The sequence below is a fragment of the Nonomuraea sp. NPDC001636 genome (assembly GCF_040298265.1).
In the GTDB taxonomy this organism is placed as follows: Bacteria; Actinomycetota; Actinomycetes; order Streptosporangiales; family Streptosporangiaceae; genus Nonomuraea.
The window spans coordinates 169,588-192,080 of sequence record NZ_JBEOZT010000013.1 but is presented as its reverse complement, the minus strand read 5'-3'; the positions used below and the strand labels follow the sequence as shown (position 1 = coordinate 192,080).

Sequence of the window (22,493 nt, the reverse complement as noted above, 5' to 3'; positions counted from 1 at the left end):
TCCCCGCGCCCGCTACACCGGCTGCTCGACCTGCTGACCGACCGGCTGGCCGCGGTCGACGTACGCGGCCAGCGCGCGCACCCGCTCGGCGTGCTGGTCGTGGCCGACGATCACCGGCGGCTCGTTGTACGGCATCGCGTCCGACGACCGCCGCAGCTTGACGTACTGGCCGCAGGCGTCGATCGCGTACGGCTCCATGTCGTCCTGGAGCGCGCCGATCACCGTGATGCCGTACGTCTCGCCGATCCGCCGGAACAGCGCGACCGCCTCCCTGCGGTGCTCCTTGCCCAGGTTGCGGCCGAGCTCGTCGAGCACCAGGCACAGGTGGCCGCCGCCGGAGGAGGCGATGGCCGCCGCGCACACCAGCTTGACGGCCTTCTCGTCCATGAGCGCGGTGTTGGCCCGCCGGTTGTACGGCACGAACCCCTGCCCCTCGCCCCGCCGCCACTTCGGCGTCACCCGCCACTGCCAGCGCTGCTCGGGGTCGGCGGGCGCGGGCGGCACCGGGAACTCCAGCGTCGCGCCGTAGCCGCCGTAGGAGGTGTCGAGCTTCTCGAACTCCTCGGCCACCCGCGTCAGCCTGGCCTTGATCGCCGCCGTCAGCGCCGCCCGGTGGACGGCCGTGGACTGCGCCGCCTCCTCCGCGCCCCGGGCGGCCGCCGCCAGGTCGCGCTGCCGGGAGACGACCTGCGCCTCGATCTGCCGCCGCTGGTGCTTCTCGTACTCCTCCTGGCCGCGCAGGTAGGAGGCCAGCGACCCGCACACCGCCGCGAACGTCGCCTGCTCGCGCGCCGTGCTGCCGCCCCGCTCCGACAGCAGGAACGCCAGCTCCTCCGGGATCTCGGCGTCCTCCTCGGGGAAGGTGTCGCGCAACGCCTGGTCGAAGTGGCGTTCGGCGACGCGCCACCACTCCTCGGCCGCGCGCGGACGCTCCTCCTCCGGCAGCGCCGCGATCCACTCGCGGGCGGTCTCCACCGTGCCGCCCCAGTCGGCGGCCAGCGCGTCGAGCCGCAGCGCCTCGCGCTCGGCGGTGACCTTGGCCTCCTGCTCGCGGGCCTGCGCCCGCTCGCTCTCGTGCCGCTGCCGCCGCCCGTCGAGCCGCTCGATCTCCATGTCGCGGGTACGGGCCCGGAAGTCGAGCGCGCCCGCCTGCCGCTCGGCCTCGGCGACCTTCGGCGTCAGCTCCTCGATCGCCGCGTTGAGCCCGACCAGCCGGTCGCGGCGCTCGGCCAGCCTGGCCTCCAGCTCCGCCAGCCGCACCCCGGCCCGCGCGCCCTCCAGCCGCCGCTGCGCCTCGGCGACGGCCTCCTCGGCCGCGCGCACCACCTCCGCGGCGCTCTCCTGGGCGTCTTCGGCGCGGTTGAGCCGCTGGCCGGCGGCCTTGATGCGGGCCTCCCGCCCGGTCGCCACCCCGTCGAACGCCCCCACCACGCTCACCCCGGCCGCGCTGACCAGCACGGACCCGGGCAGCCCGGCCAGGGCCTGTGCCGCCTCGCCGAGCCGCGCGGCGTCGACGATGACGGCGTGCTCGTGCGGCCAGCCGCGCAGGCGGCCGCCGGGAAGGGCGGCGTCGCGGGCCTGCTCGGCCACGTCGAGGGCGTCGAGCAGGCCGGTCGCCCCGACACCCGCCGCCGACAGCGCGTCGAGCTGGGCCGCGGCCGGACCGCCCTCGGCGTCGTCGAGCGCCGCCCGCGCCGAGGACACCTCCTGGTCGGCCACGCCGAGCGCCTTGAGCGCCTCGTTGAGCCGGAGCCCGGCCTGCCGCAGCTCGCCCTCGGCGGCGGGCACGTCGCGCCCGTCGGCGAACCTGCGCGTCTCCTCCAGCGCCGGGATCGCGGCCCGCAGCTCGTCGGCGGAGTTCTCGGCCACCGCGCGGTCGGCGTCGAGCTTGGTGGTACGGGCCTGCAGGGCGGCCAGCTCCTTGCGGGCCTGGGACACCTGGCGGTCGAGCGTGTCCTCGCGCAGCGTGGCGATCTCGGCCTTGACCAGCGCGATCTCCTCGGCCGCCGACTCGCCCGCGGCGCGGTGGCGGCCGAGGTCGGCGGCCAGCAGCTCGTCTTTGGCGGCGGCGTCGGCGAGCTTGCGCGCCTGCCTGCCGCGCCAGCAGCGCAACGCCTCGGCCAGGCGCACCCGGGCCTGGTCGCGGCGGTCGAACGTGCCGAGCAGCGCCTTGGACTCCACCTCGAACTCGGCCAGCCGGTCGGCCGCCTGCGCCGCCCGCACCCGCTTGGCGTGCTCGTCGCGCCGGGCCTCGCGCTCCTGCTCCAGCTCGGCGTCGAGGCCGGTGAGCGCCGCGATGGCCTCGAAGACGCGCTCGGGGGAGATCTCGTTGAGCGGCTGGGAGAGCAGGTTGGTGGCGACCTTGCTGCGCACGGACGTGGACAGGAACGACACGCACCTGACCCGGTCGCCGTAGAGCACCTTGGTCAGGTCGCGGGCCACGACGTCGCGCTTGCCCGCCGACCTCGGCAGCGACGCCCAGATCTCGTCGGCCCGCGCCACCCGCTCGGCCTCGGACGGCGAGGCGGCCAGATGGACGCCCTCCCGCCAGCGGATCTCCAGGTGCGGAGCCTCCTGGTTGACCCTGAGCCACACGGTGATCGCGCCGCCCGAGGTGTCGGGCACCTCGAACAGCTCCCCGCTGTCCCGCTCGCCCTCCTCGCCCTCCTCGCCCGCCTCGGTCAGGGTGAGGTCGGGCGCGGCGACCGGCTCGGGCGGGGCCGGCGGCGGGGCGAAGGAGTCCATGCCGGGCGGGCCGAAGACGCCCACGATGTAGCCGTGGTCGGCGCTCGCCCACTGGCGGGCGCCCGCGCCGCTGGCCAGCTCGGCGTTGAAGAGCAGCTCGGAGACCGCCTTGGCGCCCGAGGCGAAGCGCCACTGCTCGTCGCCGAGCAGCGCCGTGATCGAGGCGATGAACGACGACTTGCCCGCGCCGTTGGAGTCTTTGGGGCCCGCGCCCGCGACGACGATGAGCGTGCCGGGGACCGTGGGCACCGGATGGGTCGAGAGCCGTGAGATGTTGACCGCCTGCACGGCGATCAGCACCCGGTCTCCGACGACGTTCTCCATCTGCGACACCCGAACCCCCGTAACCCTTCCATCTGTCATGACGTTCACTGCGCCGACCTGCGGGCGCGTACGGCCGCCGCGAGCGGCGTGTGCGGGCCGGCGGCGAGGATCAGCTCCTCCTGCAGCCGCCGCCGGGCCGCCGGCGTGAGCCGGTGGAACTGCGGGCCGGGGACGTAGCCGCCCGCCTCCTCGCCGGCCTTCACCTGGGCCAGCAGGCCGGCGTGCCGCAGCGTGCGCAGCGCCGACTCCAGCTCGCCGATCGGGACCTGGGTGTGGCGGCGCAGCTCCTCGACCGGGGTGGGGTGCGGCGACAGCCAGGAGTCCTCCGGCAGCAGGCCCTCGGCTCTGGGGATCGCGACCGAGTGCACCAGTACCAGCGTCAGCACCGCCCGCTCGCTCACGCCGAGCCCCGCGACCGCCGCCGGGCGAGCCGCCGCCTCCGCGCCCGCGGTCTCCAGGCCCGCCTCCGGCTCGGAGGCGGGGGACGGGGGCTGAGCCAGGGCGGCCGTGAGGGTGTCGTCGTAGCCCGAGGTCCAGCGTTCGCGCAGCTGGATGAGGACGCGGCCGCGGCGGGCCAGCATCTCGCCCAGCGTGTGGCGCAGTGCCGGATCGCGCAGCGCGGCGAAGCGGCCCTCGGCGACCGGCTCGGCGGCGTGCTCGACCACCATGAACGCGGCCACCAGCTCGGCCCGCCGCCGCTCGTCGTAGGCGCCCAGCAGGTCGTCGAACTCGGCCACGCCGAGCTCGGCCCGCCCGCCCGCGGCGGGCAGCGGCAGGACCGCCGCGGCCACGATGTCGGCGTCGCCCACCACCGTGAGCTCCGGCCGCTCGGGCTCGGGCAGGCGGCGGACCAGCTCCTGCAACTGGGCGTGCGACTCCGCCGGCCACAGCGCGCAGCGCGGCCCGAGCGTCACCACCCCGTCGTCGAGGACGATCCACGCAGAGTCGTGCAGCCGCCGCAGCGCGCCCCGCGCCCAGTTGCGCATCAGGTCGTCGGTGCGCCCGATCAGCGCCCGGTAGGTGTCGAGCACCAGCTCGACGGGCGCCGGGTCGCCGGGCCACGGATCGACGGACAGATCGTTCCAGCAGCACTTGAGCGTGGCCGCCAGCACCCGCCGCGTCTCGCCGGCCCGCTCCACCGGGACGGCGGCGACCTGGTACTCCTCCAGCAGCGACGGTGTCACCCCGTCGGGCCACACCGGCAGCGTGTGCCCGGTGGAGTCGGGGCGGGTCAGGCGGGTCATCCCGGCGGGCGCGGGCACGCCCGCCCCCAGCCGCAGCGGCCCGCCTGACCGCGCCCGCGCGTGGGCGAGCGCCTGACCGGCGGACCGGCCGCGCTCGGAGGCCGGAGAACCGGTGGACGTCATGAGGTGCGCTCCAGGTAGCCGTGGGACAGCCAGGCGGGCTCGCCGTCGGGGTCGACGGTCAGGCCGTCGGACCAGGTGAGCCGGTAGGGGAGCTCGGGGCGCAGGTCTGCGGTGGTCAGGTCGGCGAGCAGACGGCGGGCCGATGGCCAGTCGGAGCCGATCACGTCGGCCAGCGCGACCCGGGAGGCGGCGCCGAGCAGCGACTCGGCCACCTGCGTGAGCCGCTCGACGGCGGCCCCCGGCGAGGAGTCGAGCGACCCCTCGGGCCCGGGGTCGGGCAGCGCCGAACGCGGGGGAGTGGGCTGGACGGGAGCCGGCCGCGGCGCCTCGTCGACCGCCCGCGCGACGGCGGCCGGATCGTGCCACGGCGCGGGCGCGTCGAAGACGAACCCGTCGAGCACCGAGGCCAGCCGCTCCTTGGAGGCGGTCTGGGCGAACGTGCGCCACGTCTCGGTGGGCAGCAGCGTGAGGTTGCGGGTCGTGCCCGCCGAGTCGGCCAGGCGGCCGGCGGCGCGGCGCGAGGCGTCGCTGTAGGAGTAGATGGACGCGCGCAGGTCGGTGCAGACCCGGTCGAGCTCGGGCCAGCGGGTCAGGATCGTGCCGTGCAGGCCCTGGGCGCGCCGGGCGATCTCCTCGGTGCCCCAGAGCTTGGGGGCCTGCTCGCGCAGCTCCTCGATGGTGCCCGTGGTCAGCGTGATCAGCTCCAGGGCCCAGAGCCGGAACGCGCGCGCCAGGTTGACCGCGCTCTGCCGGGCCTCCTCGCTGGTGGTGCGGGGGTCGGCGACGTTGAGGTCCTCCAGGGCGAGCAGGCGGTGCATCTCGGACTGGCCGCCGTCGTCCATCATGCGGCGGATGAACATCAGGCCGACGACGCTGGTGAACGAGGCGCGGTAGCGGAGCTGGTTGGGCTTGGGGAACACCTCGCGGATCGCGCCGAGCCCCTTGAGCACCCGCAGCCGGTTGTCGAACTGGTCGCCGGGGTAGGCCCGGCAGGCGAAGCGCATCTGCTCGTGCGTCAGCCACTCCTCGCCCGCCTCGGCGAACGCCGCGAACAGCGTCTCGGCGATGTCGACCAGGGCGGGGTCGTCGACCACCGCGCCGCTGTCGCGGGCCAGCGCGGCGAACATGCGGCGGTAGGTCGACAGCACCGCCTCCTCGGAGAGGGCGGCGTCGAGGGTCAGGGGCTGTTCGGACACGCGCACTAAGGTACGGCTTCACACCGACAGACACGGAACCCGGCGCGGGCTACCAGCCGGTACGGACGCGGATGGGACTCCTGCCCGCTAGGGTGATCCCGGTTAAAGCGGGGCAAACTCTCTGTGATCGCACATACGGGGTGAGTGACGGTTGTCCATCCGTGTGCTCGGCGGGGACCGGGCGACGGCCCTGATGGCCGGTGGGGCGGCCGTGCTGCTGGTGGCCGCGGCGGCGTGGTTCGGCGTGGGCGTCTCCAGCGCCAATCCGGAGCTGGCCGACGTCGGCGCGTGGCTGTGGACCAAGGCCAAGGGCAGGGTCGTGCACGTGAACGGCCTGTCGGGCGAGGTGGACGGTTACCTCGACGACAAGGCCGGCAGGCAGTTGCGCGTCGTCCAGGACGGCACCAACGTGCTGCTCGTCGACGACCGCACCGGCTTCGTCAGCCGGGTCGAGCCCAGCCAGCTCACCGTCACCCAGACCCGCGACCTCGGCGCGGCCGGGACCCAGCTCGCGGTCTCCGGCGGCACGGCCTACGCCGTCGCTCCGGCGGCGGGCCGCGTCCAGCGCATCGACCCGGTCACGCTGAACGCCGTGGGCGCGCCCGTCACCCTGCCGGGCCCGCTCGGCGCGGCCAGGATCGACGGCGGCGGCAGGCTGTGGGTGCCGGTGACCGCCAGGGGCGAGGTCGTGCCGGTGTCCGGCGGCGTCGCCGCGACCCCCGTCAAGGTGGGCGAACCGGGCGAGGAACTGGCGGTGACCATCGCCGGCGGCCTGCCCGTCGTGGTCAACACGCGGGCCGCCACCGCCTTCACCGTCGGCGCGGACGGCGGCGTCGGCGAGATCGCCCTGCCCAAGGAGGTCGCGCGGGCGGCCAAGGGCGGCGTGCTCACCCCGGCCTCGACCGAGGGCCCGCTCGTCCCGGTGCTGACGCCGGGCGGCTCCGGGCTGCTCGTCGTGCTCGACACCTCCTCCAACGCCGTGCTCAGCACCAGGTTCGCGACCGGCGACCCCGCCGGGCTCGGGGTGCCGCAGGTGCTCGGGTCGAAGGTGTACGTACCGGACAAGAGCCGGGGCGCGCTGATCGTCTGGGACAGCGCCGCCGGCGGGCGGCCCACCACCCTCCAGGTGGCGGACGGGCCGGGCCCGGTGGACGTGTTCGTCAAGGACGGCCTGCTCTGGGCCAACGACGAGAACGGCGACAAGGCCCTGGTCATCGACCCCGAGGGCCGCAAGCACGACGTGGACAAGGACGACTCCGACGTACCGGGGCCGACCAACACCCCCAAGCCCAAGCAGACCCCGCGCCCCGACCCCACGATCCCCGACCCGCCGCCGGACGATCCGCCCGAGACCAGCGAACCCGACCCGACCAGGACGAAGCAGACCGAGCGGCCCCGCCACCCGGACAGGACGGCCACGCCGACCCCTGCGACCACCCCGTCCCCGACGCCGACTCCGACGCCCACCGCCGCGCCCGGCGCGCCCGGCGCGGTGACCGCGCGGTCGGGCCCCGGCCGGGTGACCGTCACCTTCAGCCCGTCCACCGGCGGCAAGGTCGAGCGCTACACGCTCAAGGCGTCCGGCGAGGGACGGCCGGAGCCGCAGTCGGTGGACGCCGACGGGCCCTTCCAGTTCGAGTTCACCGGCGGCGACTGCGCCCGGGAGTACACCTTCGTCGTCGTCGCCCACTGGCCGGGCGGGGAGGTGGAGTCGGAGCAGAGCGCGGGGGCCAGGCCCTGCGTGGCGCCCGGGGCGCCGTCGAACTTCGCCGCCCGGCCCAGGAACCGGGGCGCCGAGCTGACCTGGAGCGCCCCCGAGAACGGCGACCCGAGCATCACCTACCAGCTCAGCGGCGCGGCCGCGAACGACGCGATCAAGGGGACGTCGTTCAGCGTGGACGGGCTGAAGAACAACGCGAAGTACGCCTTCAAGCTCAAGGCCACGAACCAGGCGGGGGAGAGCCCGGACGTCGCCACCGCCGAGGTGGACCTGACCTACCCGAGGCAGCAGTACAAGAACGCCAACAACAACGTGGTGGACACGCTGGTCCGCCCCGCCGCGACCAAGACCGGCGAGGCGGGCCGCATCCCGAAGGGTCAGTACCTCTCGCTCACCGTCATCTGCCAGGTCAAGGGCCAGAGCGTCACGGAGGACGAGAGCAAGGAGACCAGCGACGTCTGGAACCGGATCGAGTGGAACGGCGGCGTGGCCTACCTGAGCGAGACGCTGATGACCACGCCCCGCGGCTCGTTCCCGGCGCCGCCGCTCTTCGAGTGCACCGACTGAGGAGGGGGACCGGTTGACCCAGTACAACTACCCGGACCAGATGGCCCAGGCCCAGCAGCCCGCCGCCCTGGCCGGCCAGTTCGCGCAGCGGTTCCAGCTCCTGGCCGGCAACATCGAACGCGTCGTCCGCGGCAAGCACGAGGCCGTCGAACTGGCCCTGATCTGCCTGTTCGCCGAGGGCCACCTGCTCATCGAGGACGTCCCGGGCACCGGCAAGACCACCCTGGCCCGCTCGGTCGCGGCCAGCGTGGACGCCGAGTGGCGGCGCATCCAGTTCACCCCCGACCTGCTGCCGAGCGACATCACCGGCGTGTCGATCTTCAACCAGGCGCACCAGAAGTTCGAGTTCCACCAGGGCCCGGTGTTCGCCAACATCGTGCTCGCCGACGAGATCAACCGGGCCTCGCCCAAGACCCAGTCGGCCCTGCTGGAGGTCATGGAGGAGCGCCGGGTCACCGTGGACGCCGAACCGCACCCCGTGCCGCGGCCGTTCCTGGTGGTGGCCACGCAGAACCCGGTGGACATGGACGGCACGTACCCGCTGCCCGAGGCGCAGCTCGACCGGTTCCTGATGAAGATCTCCGTCGGCTACCCCGACCACGTCTCGGAGGTCGAGGTGCTCAAGGGCGGCCCGACCGGGCCGCAGGTCGAGCGGCTGCCGGTGGTGGCGCGGGCGACGGACGTGGCCGGGATGATCGACTTCGCCTCCCGGATCCACGTGGCCGACCCGGTCTACGACTACATCGTCGGGCTGTGCGCGGCCACCCGTACCAGCCCGCACCTGCGGCTGGGCGCGAGCCCTCGGGGGAGCCTCGCGCTGCTGCGCGCCGCCCGGGTCAGGGCGGCCGCCGCCGGGCGGCACTACGTGGTGCCCGAGGACGTCAAGGCGCTGGCCGTCCCGGTGCTGGCGCACCGGCTGATCGTCACGCCGGAGGCCGAGCTGCGCGAGATCGGCGCGGCGTCCGCGCTCGGCGAGATCATCGCCGGGATGCCGGTGCCGCAGGCGGCGTAGATGCGGCTCACGGCCCTGTTCACCCCGCTCGGGTGGGCCACGCTCGCGGGCTCGGCGGCGCTCTACGCGGCGGGGTTCGCCCTCGGCTACCCCGAGCCGGTCGTGCTGGCCACCGGCGGCGTGCTCGCCCTGGCCGCCGCCCTCGCCTGGACGGCCCCCGCGCCCGACCTGGAGGTGCGGCGCGAGGTGACGCCGCTCAAGGTGCCGAGGGGCGAGGCGGCGGTCGCGGTGCTGAACGTGGTCAACCGGGGCCGGCGCGGACTGTCGGGGCTGCGCGTCCAGGACCGCGTCGGGGCGTCGGAGCACCTGATCGGCCTGCCGCGGCTGCCCAGGAACGCCGCGCGCACCGTCTCCTACCCGCTGCCCACCGATGTGCGCGGCGAGATCCCGGTCGGGCCGTTGCTGCTGGTCCGGGCCGACCCGTTCGGCCTCACGCGCCGGGTGCGACGGTACGGCGACGCCGTCACCCTCCTGGTCCGCCCGCGCACCGTCGCGCTGTCCGTGCCGCCGTCCGGCCGGGCCCACCACCTGGAGGGGCCCACCAGCGACAACGCCCCCAGCGGCACCGTCACCTTCCACACCCTGCGCGAGTACGTCGTGGGCGACGACCTGCGGCACGTCCACTGGCGCTCCAGCGCCAGGACCGGCACGCTGATGGTGCGCCAGCTCATCGACGCGAGCCTGCCCACCACGACCGTCGTCCTGGACACGCGGGAGCTGACCGAACTGGCCGTCGACGCGGCGGCGTCCGTGGCGGTGGCGGCCGCCCGCGCCGGGTTCCCGGTGCGGGTGCTGGCCGGCGAGCGGGCGGCGGCCGACGCCAAGGCCGACGCCGACCCCGACGCGATCCTCGACCGGCTCGCCCTGGCGCGGCCGGGCTCGGCGGGCGTGGGGGAGATCATGCGGGTGGCGCGCGGCGGCGGGTCGCTGGTGCTGGTCACCGGTGACGCGGCCGAGGCGGGACGGGCGGCGGGGGTCCGGCGGCGCTTCGACCGGGTGATCTGCGTGCACACCGGACCGGGGCCGGTGAGCGTGCCCGGCGTCACGGTCATCCCCCTCACCGACCTGGCCGCCCTCCCCTTCGCCTGGACCCCCCGATGACCCGCCCAGAACCCCCCGCACCCGCCTCCGGCCCTCCCACGCCCGCTCCCGTTCCTCCCGCGCCTGTCGGGCCCGCGCCCGCTTCGGTTTCTCCCGCGACCGCCCCTGTTTCTCCTGCGCCCGCTTCTGTCCCTTCTGCGCTCGCGTTCGGGGTGGGGTGGCGGGGAGGCGTCGGGCTGGTGGTGGTGGCGGCCGTGGCGGGGGTCGCCGGGTGGGGGTTCCACCGGGTCTTCCCCGGCACGGAGCTCCTGCTCGCGATCGGGCCCGCCGCCGTCGCCCCCGTCCTGGTGGCGGCGCTCACCGCGCGGCGGCCCCTGTGGCTCGCGCTCGCGCTCGACCTCGTCGCCTGGCTCGCCGGGACGATCCCGCTCTACCACGGCCTGGCCCCCGGCGTGCTCGCCGACGTGGCCGACGCCTGGCACGCGCTGCTCACCACGCTGCTCCCCGCCCAGCCCGAGCCGCGCCTGCTCGTCCTCGTGCACACGCTCGTCTGGGCCGCGGCCGTCATCGGCGCCGAGACCTTCACCCGCACCCGAACCAGGATCGCCGCCGCCGTCCCCGCCCTGGCGGTGTTCGCCGCCGCGCTGCTGCTCGGCGTGGACGGCGAGGGCTCGAACCTGCCGGTCGCCGCCGCCCTGTTCGTGCTCGTCGCCGCCCTCGCCCTGGTCCGCGACGACCGCTCGCCGCTCTGGCTGCTCGGCGGCCCGCCCGCGGCCGCCGTCCTGGCCGCGCTGGCGCTGGTGGTGGGGCCGCTGCTGCCCGTGGCGGCGCAGCCGTACGACCCGAGGCAGGACGCCGAACTGCCGCCGCCCCGGCGGGTGGACAGCGTGAGCCCGCTCGACCGCGTGTCGGGCTGGTTGCAGATCCCCGACAGGGAGCTGTTCACCGTCAAGGCGGACAAGCCGCTCAACTGGCGGCTGGCCGTGCTCGACCGCTACGACGGCGTGCGCTGGACGTCCGGGGCCCGCTTCCGTCCCACGGGCGGCCGGATCCCCGAGGGGGAGTGGACGGGAGCCGCGAACGTCGTCCGGCAGCGGGTGACCTTCGCCGGGCTGCCGGGGACGTGGCTGCCCGCCGCCGAACGGCCGGTCGAGGTCGACGGCGTCCCCGGGCTGGCCGCCGACCCGCAGAGCGGCGCCCTGCTGGCCGACCCCGCCGCGGGAAGCGACAGGCGTCCCGGCAAGGGCTTCGCCTACGAGGTGACGTCCAGGGTGCCGGAGCCGTCCAAGGAGGACCTGCTGGCGGCCACCCCCGCGCACGACGACGCCGCGCTGACCGCGTTCCCGCCCGGACCGCAGGAGAAGCTGTTCCGCGAGCTCGCGCAGCAGGCGACCAAGGGCGCGGACGCGCCGATCAAGCAGGCGTACCGGCTGCAGAGCTACCTGCGCACCAGCGCCTCCTACGACGTCACCGCGCCGCCCGGCCACTCGCTCAAGGGCCTGGAGTTCTTCCTGCGGACCACGCACCGGGGCACGTCGGAGCAGTTCGCGGCGACGTTCGCGCTCATGGCCAGGACGCTCGGGCTGCCGTCGCGGGTGGTGGTGGGCTTCCGGCCGGGACAGGCGTCCGGGGGCGTCTACCACGTCAGGTCGGGGTACGTCATGGCGTGGGCGGAGATCAAGTTCGAACGGCTGGGCTGGCGGCCGTTCTACCCCACGCCCGGCCGCAGCGGCGCCAAGGACGACCACGACGTCGTCTCCTCGGCGATCAAGGAGAGCGAGCAGCTGGAGGGCGAGTTCGCGCGCGGGGGCGGCGACCGGTCCGGCACGGCCAAGCCGAAGGCCGGGGAACAGGGCGCGCGGCCCGGCGGCGGGCCGTCGCCGTGGGTGCTCGCCGCCGCCGTGGGCGGGGGCCTGCTGGTGGCGTACGCGGTGACGGCCGCCGTGCTGCCCTGGTGGCGCAGGCGGTCCAGGAGACGCGGCGGGGCGCCCGGCGACCGGGTGCTCGGCGCCTGGCGGCAGACCTGCGACGACCTGCGGCTGGGCGGCCGGCGGACGCTGACCGCCGAGGACGTCCTGACCGGCCAGCCGCCCGACATCACCGCCCATCTCAGGCCGTTGGCCGAAATTTCGAACTTCGTCCGGTACGCCCCCGACGACGTCACCGACGCCGACGCCGCCCGCGCATGGGACAGCAGCGACGCCGTCCGCCGCGCCGCCCGCTCGCGCACCCCCCTCCCCACCCGCCTGCGCGACCGCCTGCTCCTGCGATGATCCCGTCCATGAGAAGCGTCGAGGCCCAGCTCCTGCACCGCCCGCCCGGCCTCACCGCGGCCGACGTCGTCCGGCACCTGACCGCGATCCAGGCCCAGGACGTGCCCTCCGCCCTGCTCGCCTTCCGTGCCCGCTCGGCCACCCTCACACCGTCCGGCATCGAGGCCGCCTGGCAGGCCCGCGAGATCGTCAGGACGTGGGGCCCGCGCGGCACGCTGCACTTCGTGCACGCCGACGACCTCCCCTGGATCCACGCCCTCACCAGCAGCGACACCGCGGCCCTGCGCCGCCTGCGGCAGGAGGGCGTCACGGGCGACGACCTGCTCCCGCTCGCCGTGAACGCGCTCGCCGATCAGGGCCCGCTGACCAAGGCCGAGCTGACGGAACGCCTCGCCGGACGGGCCCGCGGCCAGGGCGTCGTGCACCTGATGGCGCTGGCCGCCCATCACGGCCTGGCGGTGCTCGGCCCGTCCAGGGCGGGCAAGCCGACGTACGTGCACGCGGGCGACTGGCTCGGCGCGCCCGTCGTGCCCGAGCCCGACCGCGGGAAGGCGCTGAAGGAGCTGGCCGTGCGTTACCGCCGCGCCCACCACCCGGCCACCCCCGAGGACCTGGCCGCCTGGTCCGGCCTGCCGCTCGGCGAGGCCCGCGCCGCCTGGCGGGCCGGCGCCGCCCAGGACCCGCCCGAGCCCGGCGAGCCCGTGCTGCGCCTCGCGCCCGCCTTCGACGAGTACCTGATGGGCTGGCGCGGCCGGGACGGCGTCCTGGCCCCCGAGCACGCCGCCAAGGTGTTCCCCGGCGGCGGCGTCCTGCGCCCGGTCGTGCTGTCCGCGGGGACGGTCGCGGGCGTGTGGTCCAGGAAGGGCACGCAGGTGAGCGTGCAGCCGTTCGGCGAGCTGCCCGAGGAACTGGTCCGGGCGGAGATCGAGGACGTTCACCGCTTCCTCAGCGGCCGCTGACCGCCTCCTAGCCGCGCTCTTCCCGGGGGACGTCCTGACGAGGCGCGCTCGCCTCCACCAGCGCCCGCGCGTGCCGCCACGACCCGCCCACCTGCGGCGAGGACACCGCGAACCCGTCCTCGACCGGCAGCACCACGCCCGCCGGGCCGATCCACCCCGACCAGCTCCTCATGCCATCCGCCTACCCGGAAGAAAGGCATGTGACCGTTGAGAGTGAATTGTCGTGAAAGCAATCCGGCGCATCGGGTGATAAGAGAAGAACCACTTGACGCACGGAGGCTGGACATGACGGGGGAGACCATCGCGACGGCGGTGCCGTGGGCCGCCCGCGCGCCCGGCGAGCGCACGCTCGACGAGCGCTTCGAGGAGGTGTTCGACCGGTACTTCGGCGAGATCCACGCCTACGTCGCCCAGCGGCTCGGCCCCGACCACGCCGAGGACATCGTCGCCGAGACCTTCCTGACCGCCTTCCGCAAGCGCGCGCACTACGACCCGTCGAGGGCGGGCGTGCGCGCCTGGCTCTACGGCATCGCCACGAACCTCATCGGCAAGCAGCGCCGGCTGGAGGCCCGCACGCTGCGGGCGCTCGGCCGCTGCGGCCCCGACGGCGACGCGCCCGGCCACGAGGAGGCCGTCGCCCTGCGGGTCAGCGCCCAGAGCCTGCGCCCCAACCTGGCCGCCGCCCTGGCCGAGCTGGACCGGCGCGACCGCGACGTGCTGCTGCTCGTCGCGCTCGCCGGGCTGAGCCACGACGAGATCGCCACCGTCCTCGGCATCCCGTACGGGACCGTCGGGTCGCGGCTCAGCCGGGCCCGCAAGAAACTGCGCGGCCTGCTCGGCACGCACGTCCTGGAGACCACCCATGGCTGACCCCCGCCCCCCTGCCCCGGAGCAGCCCCGACCCGCTCCCGACCCGCGGCCCGGTGGTGACGACCTGCGGGCCGTCCGCGACCTGTACGGGCATCCGGCGCCCGCCCCCTACGCCCAGGCCAGGGTGTGGCGGCGGGTGACGGCCGCGCGCCGCCGCCGGCGCCTGACGCGGCTGTCGGCGCTCTCCCTAGCGACGGCCACCGCCCTCGCCGTGGCCCTCATGCTGGTCAGAGGGACGCCGTCCGCCGTGCCGGGCCGTTCGATCCTGCTCGCGGCGGCCAGTACGGCGGCCTCCGGGCAGCAGGCGGCCTACTGGCACATCAGCCGGCTGCACGACGGCGACCGCCTCACCGAGCTCTGGGCCACCAGAGACGGCCGAGCCTGGACCTGCACCTCCACCCCGGCCGCCAACTCCGCCCTCACCATCACCTCCACCCTGGCCCCCGCCGCTCCCAACTCCACCCCCAGCCCTGCGGCTCCCACCTCCACCCCTGCCGCCTCCGCGTCGCACCCGGGCCGCGTCACCACCCCAGCGCCCCTCTCGGGGCCGGCCTATGAGGGGAGCTGTGCGGGGCGTGGGCGGGTCGTCCCGGTGACGGGCCGGGCGCCGTTCACCATGGCGGGCCGCGACCTGACGTTCCGCCAGATCCAGGAGCTGCCCGCCGACCCCGCGGCGCTCAAGGAGCGGGTGGCCGCGATGTTGCCCGCCGGTTCGGCGGGCCTGCTCGCCGACGCGCTCAGCGGCCTGCTGTGGAGCAAGCCGTCACCCCCCGCCGTACGCGCCGCCGCCTACCGGGCGCTGGCCGACCTGCCCGACGTCCGCTACCTGGGCGGTCGGGCCGATCCCCTGGGCCGTCCCGGGGAGGGGTTCAGCTATCCGCTCCCCACCGGCGTCCGGCGTACGTTGATCATCGATCCGGCCACCTCCCAGGTCCTCGCCGGCGCCGACGCGGGCGGGACCGGCGGCTCGCAGATCGTCCTCACGGCAGGCTGGACCGACCAGGCCCCCGACCTGCACTGACCCCCGCCCCGCCCCGCATTCTCCCGCCCCACCCCCACCTGCACTGACCCCACCCCGGCAGGCGCGTGACCGCCGCGCGGCGAGTTCAGCGCGCCCCGAAACAGGAGCCGCGACGTGTTCTGGCGTGCCCGCACGACCACCGGCAGGGCCATCTGCCTGAGCGACCAGTTCCCCGCCGCCGACGTCGCGGAGGTGATGGACGGACGGGTCCGCTTCGCCGGCCTGCCGCCCGCCGACCTCGGCACGGAGATCGACTGGACCGGCGACCCGTACGGCAACCGCTCCTGGGCGCTGAACCTGCACACGCTGCGCTGGGCGGGCCGGCTGGTCGCCGCGTACGAGCGCACGGGCGAGCGGGCCTGCCTGGAGCGCGCCGCCGACGTGACCGCGCAGTGGATCAGCCGGAACCCGCGCGGCGGCCACGAGCTGAGCCCGTGGGCGTGGGCCGAGCACGCCGTCGCCCTGCGCGCGCCCGTGCTGGTCTGCCTGAGCGAGCACGTGCGCACCCCGCAGCTGTGGGCGAGCCTGGCCGAGCACGGCGAGGTCCTGGCCGACCCCGCGCTCTACCGCGCGGGCCACAACCACGGGCTGGACCAGGACATCGGGCTGTTGCTCATCGGCTGCCGCCTCGGTCGCGCCAAGTGGCGCGACCTGGCCGTACGCCGGATGACCGGATCCGCCGAACTGGCCATTGACGCCCAGGGCGTGCTGCACGAACAGGCCCCCCGCTACGGCCTGTACGTGCACCGCCGCCTCGGCGTGGCCCTGCGCGCGATCAGCGAGAGCGGCGCCGAGCCCCCGGCCCGCCTCGCCGCCCGCCGGACCGCCCTGGAGGGCTACATCGCGCACGCCACCCAGCCCGACGGCCGCCTGACCCCCATCGGCGACAGCCCGGCCGACACCCGCGCCCCCGGCTTCCCCCACGAGGGCCCCCTCGTACGCGTCTTCGACGCCGGATACGTCTTCGGCAGGACCGCCTGGGACGACCCGCGCTCGGCCCACTACTCGATCAGGTTCGGCCCCGGCCGCCGTCTGCACGGCCACGAGGACCACCTCGGCGTCACCTACAGCGCCCAGGGCCGCCGCATCCTGGTCGAGGCCGGGTTCCACTCCTACGAACGGACCGAGTACGCGGCCTGGACCCGTACCCCGCAGGCCCACAACGTGCCCGTCCCGGACGGGGAGTTCCGTCCCGGCACGGCCACCCGCCTGGTGCACGCCGATCTCGCCCCCGGACGCCAGGAGTTCGAGCTGGCCGACGACGCCTACGGCGTGACCAGGACCCGCCGCGTAGTGGTCGGGCACGGCGAGGACGTGATGGCCGTACGCGACTCGGTGCCGTCCGGGACGCTCCGCAGCCTGTGGCACTTCGACCCCGCCCTGCGACTGGTCGAACGGCGGACGGACGCCGTGGTCCTCGGCGACGGCGACTGGCGCGTCACACTGCTCCAGCGGCCCGCGACAGGCATGGAGGTGGGGACCACCATGGTCTCCACCGGCTACCTGCGCACGGAGGAGTCGGTGACGGTCACGTCAGGAAACGCACCCGAGGTACTGACCGTGATCCTCCCCGGCACCGACACCCCAGCCACCACCCCCCACCTCCCCCTGCCATGGCCCCCTTCGCCGTGACCCGCAACCCGTGCACACAGTCAGACAGCCAGCCCCGCTAGGTGCGGGCGGTAGCTCGATTGCCGGGATCATCACCCGTGCCCTGCCCGCAACCTCGGTTCACCAAGACCGCCACTGCCCCCGTCGGCCGGGACCGCCCCCTGCACACCGTCTCTCGGGCCCCTGCCGCACCCCCGCGCACCCCGGCAGCACCGAGAGACGGTCGAGGTCGGCTGCCCATGCAACCAGCGAAGTAGGTCGTCGCGGCACCCAGCGAGACCAGGTCGGCCCCGGGGCGGTCCAGGAAGTACGTCGCCCGGCGTTCAGCGAGGCCGTGTCAGGCCAGGCGGCGAGCCGTGTTCACCAGCTCGCCGACCCCCGCGATCCGGGTGACCACCTTGCTCCCGTCCATCAGATACCGGGGCGGCTTCCGGGCATGCCCCACGCCCCCGGGCGTGCCGGTCGCGATGACGTCGCCCGGCCGCAACGTGAGAATCTGCGACAGGTACGCGATCAGCTCACCCGGCGGGAACACCAGGCCGGCCGTGTCCGCCTGCTGCACGACCTCCCCGTCCACCTCGCACTCCAGGGTCATCGCCCCGCTGATCTCGTCCGGCGTGACGAGGAAGGGCCCGAACGGCGTCGTCCCCTCGAACGTCTTGCCCTGCAGCCACTGCGCCGTACGGTTCTGGTAGTCCCTGGCCGTCACGTCGTTGAGCACCGAATACCCGGCGATGGCCGCCTCGGCCTCCGCACGCGAGGCGCCGCGCACCTCCGCCCCGACGATCACGGCCAGCTCACCCTCCCAGTCCATGGAATCCGACACCGCGGGCAGCTCGATGTCGTCGTACGGCCCGATCAGCGCCTCGGCGAACTTCGCGAACACCGTCGGGTACCGCGGCAACTCCCGTCCCATCTCCAGGATGTGATCGCGGTAGTTGAGCCCGACACAGATGATCTTCCCTGGCACCGGCACCACGGGCGCCAGGTCGGCCGTGGACAGCGGATGCCGCGCCCCGTCCGCCGCGGCGGCCACCTCCCGCCAGCGCGGATCGGCCAGCAACATCCCGACGTCGGGCGCCCCGACCTCAACGGCGTGCTCCCCGTCGATCCGGACGGCGGCCGTACGGCGCGGCAGTCGCAGCGTCGCGAGCTTCACTCGAGCTCCTCTCGATACTGGTGCAGGCCCTCAAAAGGGCGTGTCGGAGAACCAGAACAATTTCGAACCGGGCGCGCGCGCCTGAACCAACCGCGTTCCGGCTGCGGCGGCGCTCAGGCAACAGCAGCCCCAGGCACTGGATGCCCGCCCAGAGAGCCGGGGCGACACCCGGCGTACGGTCCAGATCGGAGCGGCCGGCACGACGGCCCGCCGCTCGCCACCCCCACCCACCGGACGCACCTCACCCGCCCGCTGGACCGCCCGTTGCCCCGTCGGACGAAGCGTCTTCCCTGCACCCGTGCCCTGAACCGAGGACGTACGGGCATCAAGTCGCCGACCTGCGCCCAGAACAGGACAGATGCACGACAGCGACGTCCACATACAACGTCTCATCGGGATTCATGCTGCCCAACGCTAGGGAGTAATCCCGCGTACTGCACTAGCGTTCTGCTGTGAAGAACAAGCCCGCGTACCCCCTGGGCTCGGTCGACAACGCGCTGCTTCTCCTCCACATGCTGCGTGACCAAGGACGTCTCAAGGTCACCGACGTCGCCAAGGAACTCGGCATCGCCCGCTCGACCGCGCACCGCCTGCTGGCGATGCTGGTCTATCGCGACTTCGCCGTCCAGGACGAGCACCACACCTACCTGCCGGGCCCCTTCCTCGGCCCGGCGGCGGGCGACGGCGGCGGCTCGTCCCTGCGCGAGCTGCGCGCGCACGTCCGGCCCGCCATGGAGGCCCTGTGCGCCCGCGTCCGGGAGACCGTGAACCTCATGGTCAGAATGGGCACCGAAGTACGCTTCCTGGACAGCATCGAGTCCCCGCAGATCCTGTACGTCGGCGACCGCCGCGGCACCATCCTGCCCGCCCACCGCGCCTCCGGCGGCAAGGTCCTGCTGTCCTCACTGCCCCGCGACCAGCTCGCCCACCTCTACCAGGACCTGCCCGACCAGGAACGCGCGTCCCTGCTCCGCGAACTCGACGAGATCCGCCCCCGCGGCTACGCCCTCAACCTCGACGACACGGAGCAGGGCGTCTCGGCGATCGGAGCGGCGCTACGCAACGGCCGCGGCACCCCCGTGGGAGCCCTGTCCATCTCGATCCCCTCGGCCCGCTACACCCCCGACCGCCTCCCGTCCCTCCTGACCGACCTCCGCCAATCCATCACCGAGGCCGAACCCCACCTCACCAACTTCCCACCTGACCCGCCGGAGGCCCTGGACACCCGCCCACATGCTTCGATCACCACAAGGCAACCGACTAACGGGACGACGTGAGCAGCAACGGCTTGAGCTGCCGAAAAAACTCCACCGCATCCGCCAACGAATCCCTCCCCGGCGCCCCCTCGATGATGTTCACGGTAAGCAGCCGCCTGTAGTCAGACGTCCACCCGTAAACAAACGCAATGCTCTGCCCCTGACCATTCTTCCGCCGAGCAGCGAAACCCGGCCCGAGACCACCAGGAAGATCGGTTCCAGCGGTGGATCGTCTCGTGTTCTCCAGATCCTCCGCATCATCCGGCGACGGATCGAACACTTCGATCAGCAGACCTCGGTTGTGTTCCGCATCAGGCTTCTCGGTCACCGTGCATGACTCGAACTTGCGGCCCCCATCCATCTTCGTGCCGAATGCGCGATATTCGTGGAGGCCGGTCGCGACCATGATGGAGTTGGCGGAGATCAAGTCGCATTCGTGTGGAGCGGCGGTGACGTTTCCGAGCAGTCTGGTATCCGGAGGCGGAACCGAGGAGCATCCCACCAGAATGAGCGTCGTAAGGGCAATCGCTGGATTGACCTTCATGATCCACTTCCGGCATGGTAATCCGTGGCTTTATCGAAGCCGATCTCGATGGCCGCGTCCGGGCGGTCGAACACGCGGCCGGTCTCGTTGAGATGCAGCCACTCGTCGTAGGACTCCCGCTGGTCCGCGTTCATCTCGTCCCAAGGTTTGATCTCTCCATTGACCAGGAAGTGTCCGGCAGCCCCCGGCGAGAAGTCCTTGTGACGGTACGGGTGCGTCCTGGCCGGTACGGAACCGTCCCCGAACAAGCCGTGGCGCATCATGGTGGCCGCGGTCAGGTCCGAGAACATGTGCTTGGCGGCCCCCAGCGCATCGTCGGCGTTGATGCGGGCCTGTTCCTCCCGGCCGGGCTTGATCTTGCCGAAGAGCTCTCCCTTGGCCGTGTCGACCAGCAGTCCGATGAACTTGCCGGGAGGGCCGGGGGCAAGCCCGACGACCGCCTCCGTCATCTCCCTGAACGCGGAGAAACGGGCGTCTTCCGCTTTCGCCTTCTCGATGCCGGAGATGTTGGCCGCATCGATGATCATCCAGGTCGTCACGCTGAGGCCGCGTGCCGCTCGGGCGAACTCCGCGCCTCCACTCCGGCTCATCCGCTCCTCGAGGATGTCCTGCCGTGCGGCGTCCAGTTGCTGCCGCGTGGCGCCGGGGTGCGACTGGCGCCAGGCCGTGACATCGGCCTCGACCTCCGATTCGATCTTGGCTGCCAGTTCGTCCAGCATCCGGGCGGCGTGCAGGCCGTGCGCGGCGGTCACCTTCCGGAAGGCGTCGTCGTCCTCGAACGCCCAGGCCATGGCCTGCCTCATGTCCTTGGCGTTGAACTTGGCGCCGTAGGGGTCGCCGCCGAGGAGGTTCTTGTCCGCGTTGGCGCTTGTCTCCACTCCGGGCCTCTTGTCGGTGAACGACTGGGCGTCGCGGTGCACGTCGCCGATGTACTGGCTGAGGACTGTGCTGAGGTGGGGGCGGGTGGAGGGGAGGTTGGTCTGGACCTTGGGGTCGCTCCAGAAGCGGACCGCCCAGGAGGCGATCAGGGCGGACTTGTAGCCGCGTGATCCGCCCGGTGGCAGGTCGTGGTCGCGGAACTCCGTGGTGGCGGCCTGGATGGCCCAGCCGAGGTCGGCGTCGGCGTCGCCGAGCCAGCGGTGGGTGCGCATCAGGTAGGCGAGGGGTTTGCGGGCGGGGTCGGTGAAGAAGTCCTGGGCCACGGCGGGGTGGTGGGCCAGGGCGATCAGGGCGGTGCCCATGGGGCTGAGGTCGCCGGGGGAGACGTCTCTGGGGCCGGGGAGCGCCCAGGGGTCTCGGGGGAGGGACAGGTCGGGGGGATGGGCGAGGTCCTGGTCGTGCAGCTTGCGGACCAGGGTGAGCAGGAAGGTGTGGTCGAAGTCGCCGTCCTGGAGGAGCCTTTTGACGGCGAACGCGTCCTGGGGGTGGTCGATGTCCTCGATCAGGCGGTCGGCGTAGTCGGCGGCCAGGCGCGTCCGGCCGACGCCGTGGGAGGCGGTGCCGAGCAGGGTGCTGAGCATGGTGAGGAGCCGGTCCTGGGTGGCCGTGTCGTAGAGGAGGGGGCGGTCACCGGGCGGAAGGTCGTAGGAGTACGCGCGGGCGATGAGTGCTTTGAGTTCGCGCGGCGGTATCAGGGTGAGAAAGGCCACGGCGAAGAACGGGTCGTTCTTGTGACGTTCGAGTTCGGCGACGGATTCCGCGTCGAGTGAATGGGATGCGATTCGTGCACGGAGTCGCGCGGCGAGGGCGGTGGCCGCGGTCGCGCCTTCGGAGGGGGATTTCGACAGCCATGGGGATTCGTCGGCCCAGAGGACGCCGTCCTCGCCGGGGCGCCGGTCTGGGGTGGCGAGGATGAGGTCGAGACGGCCCTGCAGTGTGGGGATCTGGTCGTGCAGCTGGCGGCCGATGGTCGACAGCTGGGCCGGTCCCCACAGGGATAGGCCGAGTGGGGTGAGGGCTCGTTCGACTTGGAGGCCGATGTCGGGAATTGTGCTGCTTGCTCGTTTCATGCCGTTGATGAGCTGGGTCATCAGGGCGGGGTCGATGCCCACGGGAGGGGTCATGAGGCGGGCTCGGACGGGTGCAGCGTGTCGAGCAGCCTCAGTGCCCGGGTGAACAGGTCCTTGAAGCCGTGGTCCCAGGTGCGCAGGTCGGCGGCGAGGCTGTCGCCGGCGGGGCCCTTGAGCGCGCCGCCGTCCACCAGGCGGATCAGGGCGGTCAGGTCGTTGGCGTGTTCGTCGCGCAGTCGTTCGATGTGACGCCGGGCGGCGGTTATTTCGTGCTGCGTCGCCATCATCACCCGATTTCGTTGCGCTTTGGGGGGCGGGGGAGGGGTGGTCGATGGCATATTAGCCCGCCGCGTCGGCGCTGGTGAAATGGAAAAGGGGTCCTCGTGTAATTCGGCTCTTGGCTGATGAATTGGGCGAGGGTTTGTGGTGATAAATAGGCTGAACGCGTTATTTCGTTGTGTTTGATGAATGGGAGGGAAGGGGGAACCCTCGGGGCAGTGTCAGGTGAGGGGAGGTGAGCGCTGGGGCGTGAGGGTGAGTGCCGAGGGTGAGGGTGGCTGGAGGTAGCGGCGGGTGAGGGGCCGAAGGTTGGGTTGGGTTGGGTGGCGGGTGGGGTGTCGTGTGGAAGGGCTGGTGGCGAGGCTGGGTGGGAGAGTGGTGAAGGCTGCGGTGAGGGGCCCGCCGCCCGCTCAGCCGCCGAGCCGCGGGTGTGGGCGGCGCGCGGTGCTGCTGGTGGGGGCCGGGGGATGGGGGCCGGGGAGGCGGGTCCTCTTGGGTGAAGGCAGCTCGTGCGGGTCCGCCAGGACGGACGGCCTGGCG

At 73.6% G+C, this 22,493-nt stretch carries 17 protein-coding genes; 9 read left to right on the top strand and 8 right to left on the bottom strand.

Annotated elements, in window-relative coordinates; all coding sequences use genetic code 11:
* Nucleotides 1-12 precede the first annotated feature (12 nt).
* From ABT158_RS24740 to ABT158_RS24730, 3 genes are read right to left on the bottom strand one after another with little or no spacing between them, the layout of a single operon-like run.
* Nucleotides 13-3,069, bottom strand: a complete 3,057-nt coding sequence (locus tag ABT158_RS24740; protein WP_352357096.1) for a chromosome partitioning protein ParA — start codon at nucleotides 3,067-3,069, stop codon at nucleotides 13-15.
* A gap of 44 nt (nucleotides 3,070-3,113) precedes the next feature.
* Nucleotides 3,114-4,436, bottom strand: coding sequence for a hypothetical protein (locus tag ABT158_RS24735; RefSeq protein ID WP_352357094.1), 1,323 nt, complete (start codon nucleotides 4,434-4,436; stop codon nucleotides 3,114-3,116).
* Complete coding sequence (locus tag ABT158_RS24730) at nucleotides 4,433-5,632, bottom strand: hypothetical protein (protein WP_352357092.1); 1,200 nt, start codon at nucleotides 5,630-5,632, stop codon at nucleotides 4,433-4,435. Before ABT158_RS24730 ends, ABT158_RS24735 begins: the two co-directional genes overlap by 4 nt.
* A 151-nt stretch (nucleotides 5,633-5,783) precedes the next feature.
* Here ABT158_RS24730 and ABT158_RS24725 point away from each other — a divergent pair, with 151 nt between their 5' ends.
* The 5 genes from ABT158_RS24725 to ABT158_RS24705 all read left to right on the top strand — a co-directional run bounded on the left by ABT158_RS24725 (nucleotide 5,784) and on the right by ABT158_RS24705 (nucleotide 13,204).
* Entirely contained in the window at nucleotides 5,784-7,919 is a 2,136-nt protein-coding gene (locus ABT158_RS24725) for a fibronectin type III domain-containing protein (RefSeq protein ID WP_352357090.1), read from the top strand.
* Nucleotides 7,920-7,932: 13 nt separating this feature from the next.
* A complete protein-coding gene (locus tag ABT158_RS24720; protein ID WP_352357088.1) occupies nucleotides 7,933-8,931 on the top strand; it encodes an AAA family ATPase in 999 nt (332 codons plus the stop codon).
* Nucleotides 8,932-10,032 carry a DUF58 domain-containing protein gene (locus ABT158_RS24715; RefSeq protein ID WP_352357086.1) on the top strand — a complete coding sequence of 367 codons (1,101 nt, stop codon included), beginning with the start codon at nucleotides 8,932-8,934 and terminating at the stop codon, nucleotides 10,030-10,032.
* 152 nt (nucleotides 10,033-10,184) lie between these two features.
* On the top strand, nucleotides 10,185-12,245 hold the full coding sequence (locus ABT158_RS24710; protein WP_352357084.1) for a transglutaminase TgpA family protein: 2,061 nt from the start codon (nucleotides 10,185-10,187) through the stop codon (nucleotides 12,243-12,245).
* A gap of 8 nt (nucleotides 12,246-12,253) precedes the next feature.
* The gene (locus ABT158_RS24705) at nucleotides 12,254-13,204 is read left to right on the top strand and encodes a winged helix DNA-binding domain-containing protein (RefSeq protein WP_352357082.1); all 951 of its coding nucleotides are present in this window, start codon (nucleotides 12,254-12,256) and stop codon (nucleotides 13,202-13,204) included.
* A 7-nt stretch (nucleotides 13,205-13,211) separates the two neighbouring features.
* Here ABT158_RS24705 and ABT158_RS24700 read toward each other — a convergent pair whose 3' ends face one another.
* Complete coding sequence (locus ABT158_RS24700) at nucleotides 13,212-13,376, bottom strand: hypothetical protein (RefSeq protein ID WP_352357080.1); 165 nt, start codon at nucleotides 13,374-13,376, stop codon at nucleotides 13,212-13,214.
* Nucleotides 13,377-13,489: 113 nt separating this feature from the next.
* On the opposite strand from ABT158_RS24700, the gene ABT158_RS24695 reads away from it, so the two are divergent.
* The 3 genes from ABT158_RS24695 (at nucleotide 13,490) to ABT158_RS24685 (ending at nucleotide 16,727) form a co-directional block, all read left to right on the top strand.
* The gene (locus ABT158_RS24695; RefSeq protein WP_352357078.1) at nucleotides 13,490-14,074 is read left to right on the top strand and encodes an RNA polymerase sigma factor; all 585 of its coding nucleotides are present in this window, start codon (nucleotides 13,490-13,492) and stop codon (nucleotides 14,072-14,074) included.
* Nucleotides 14,067-15,095: a hypothetical protein gene (locus tag ABT158_RS24690; protein WP_352357076.1), complete on the top strand. Its 1,029-nt coding sequence runs from the start codon at nucleotides 14,067-14,069 to the stop codon at nucleotides 15,093-15,095. Before ABT158_RS24695 ends, ABT158_RS24690 begins: the two co-directional genes overlap by 8 nt.
* Before the next feature lie 114 nt (nucleotides 15,096-15,209).
* On the top strand, nucleotides 15,210-16,727 hold the full coding sequence (locus ABT158_RS24685) for a heparinase II/III domain-containing protein (RefSeq protein WP_352357074.1): 1,518 nt from the start codon (nucleotides 15,210-15,212) through the stop codon (nucleotides 16,725-16,727).
* A 316-nt stretch (nucleotides 16,728-17,043) separates the two neighbouring features.
* On the opposite strand, the gene ABT158_RS24680 is transcribed toward ABT158_RS24685, so the two are convergent.
* The gene (locus ABT158_RS24680; protein ID WP_352357072.1) at nucleotides 17,044-17,865 is read right to left on the bottom strand and encodes a fumarylacetoacetate hydrolase family protein; all 822 of its coding nucleotides are present in this window, start codon (nucleotides 17,863-17,865) and stop codon (nucleotides 17,044-17,046) included.
* A 452-nt stretch (nucleotides 17,866-18,317) separates the two neighbouring features.
* Between ABT158_RS24680 and ABT158_RS24675 the strand changes: the two genes are divergently transcribed.
* Nucleotides 18,318-19,142, top strand: coding sequence for an IclR family transcriptional regulator (locus ABT158_RS24675; protein WP_352357070.1), 825 nt, complete (start codon nucleotides 18,318-18,320; stop codon nucleotides 19,140-19,142).
* Here ABT158_RS24675 and ABT158_RS24670 read toward each other — a convergent pair.
* Genes ABT158_RS24670 through ABT158_RS24660 form a run of 3 tightly spaced genes read right to left on the bottom strand, consistent with a single transcriptional unit; the run spans nucleotide 19,126 to nucleotide 21,961 of the window.
* Complete coding sequence (locus ABT158_RS24670; protein WP_352357068.1) at nucleotides 19,126-19,665, bottom strand: hypothetical protein; 540 nt, start codon at nucleotides 19,663-19,665, stop codon at nucleotides 19,126-19,128. The genes ABT158_RS24675 and ABT158_RS24670 overlap by 17 nt on opposite strands.
* On the bottom strand, nucleotides 19,662-21,728 hold the full coding sequence (locus ABT158_RS24665; RefSeq protein ID WP_352357066.1) for a hypothetical protein: 2,067 nt from the start codon (nucleotides 21,726-21,728) through the stop codon (nucleotides 19,662-19,664). The genes ABT158_RS24670 and ABT158_RS24665 overlap by 4 nt, the downstream gene beginning before the upstream one ends.
* Nucleotides 21,725-21,961, bottom strand: coding sequence for a hypothetical protein (locus ABT158_RS24660; RefSeq protein ID WP_352320310.1), 237 nt, complete (start codon nucleotides 21,959-21,961; stop codon nucleotides 21,725-21,727). The genes ABT158_RS24665 and ABT158_RS24660 overlap by 4 nt, the downstream gene beginning before the upstream one ends.
* Between the last annotated feature and the right edge of the window lie 532 nt (nucleotides 21,962-22,493).

What these genes read in the sequence shown, in the direction of transcription:
- ABT158_RS24740 (WP_352357096.1), bottom strand. Translation starts at nt 3,069, where the DNA reads ATGGAGAACGTCGTCGGAGACCGGGTGCTGATCGCCGTGCAGGCGGTC.
- ABT158_RS24735 (WP_352357094.1), bottom strand. Translation starts at nt 4,436, where the DNA reads ATGACGTCCACCGGTTCTCCGGCCTCCGAGCGCGGCCGGTCCGCCGGT.
- ABT158_RS24715 (WP_352357086.1), top strand. Translation starts at nt 8,932, where the DNA reads ATGCGGCTCACGGCCCTGTTCACCCCGCTCGGGTGGGCCACGCTCGCG.
- ABT158_RS24705 (WP_352357082.1), top strand. Translation starts at nt 12,254, where the DNA reads ATGAGAAGCGTCGAGGCCCAGCTCCTGCACCGCCCGCCCGGCCTCACC.
- ABT158_RS24700 (WP_352357080.1), bottom strand. Translation starts at nt 13,376, where the DNA reads ATGAGGAGCTGGTCGGGGTGGATCGGCCCGGCGGGCGTGGTGCTGCCG.
- ABT158_RS24695 (WP_352357078.1), top strand. Translation starts at nt 13,490, where the DNA reads ATGACGGGGGAGACCATCGCGACGGCGGTGCCGTGGGCCGCCCGCGCG.
- ABT158_RS24690 (WP_352357076.1), top strand. Translation starts at nt 14,067, where the DNA reads ATGGCTGACCCCCGCCCCCCTGCCCCGGAGCAGCCCCGACCCGCTCCC.
- ABT158_RS24670 (WP_352357068.1), bottom strand. Translation starts at nt 19,665, where the DNA reads ATGAAGGTCAATCCAGCGATTGCCCTTACGACGCTCATTCTGGTGGGA.
- ABT158_RS24665 (WP_352357066.1), bottom strand. Translation starts at nt 21,728, where the DNA reads ATGACCCCTCCCGTGGGCATCGACCCCGCCCTGATGACCCAGCTCATC.
- ABT158_RS24660 (WP_352320310.1), bottom strand. Translation starts at nt 21,961, where the DNA reads ATGATGGCGACGCAGCACGAAATAACCGCCGCCCGGCGTCACATCGAA.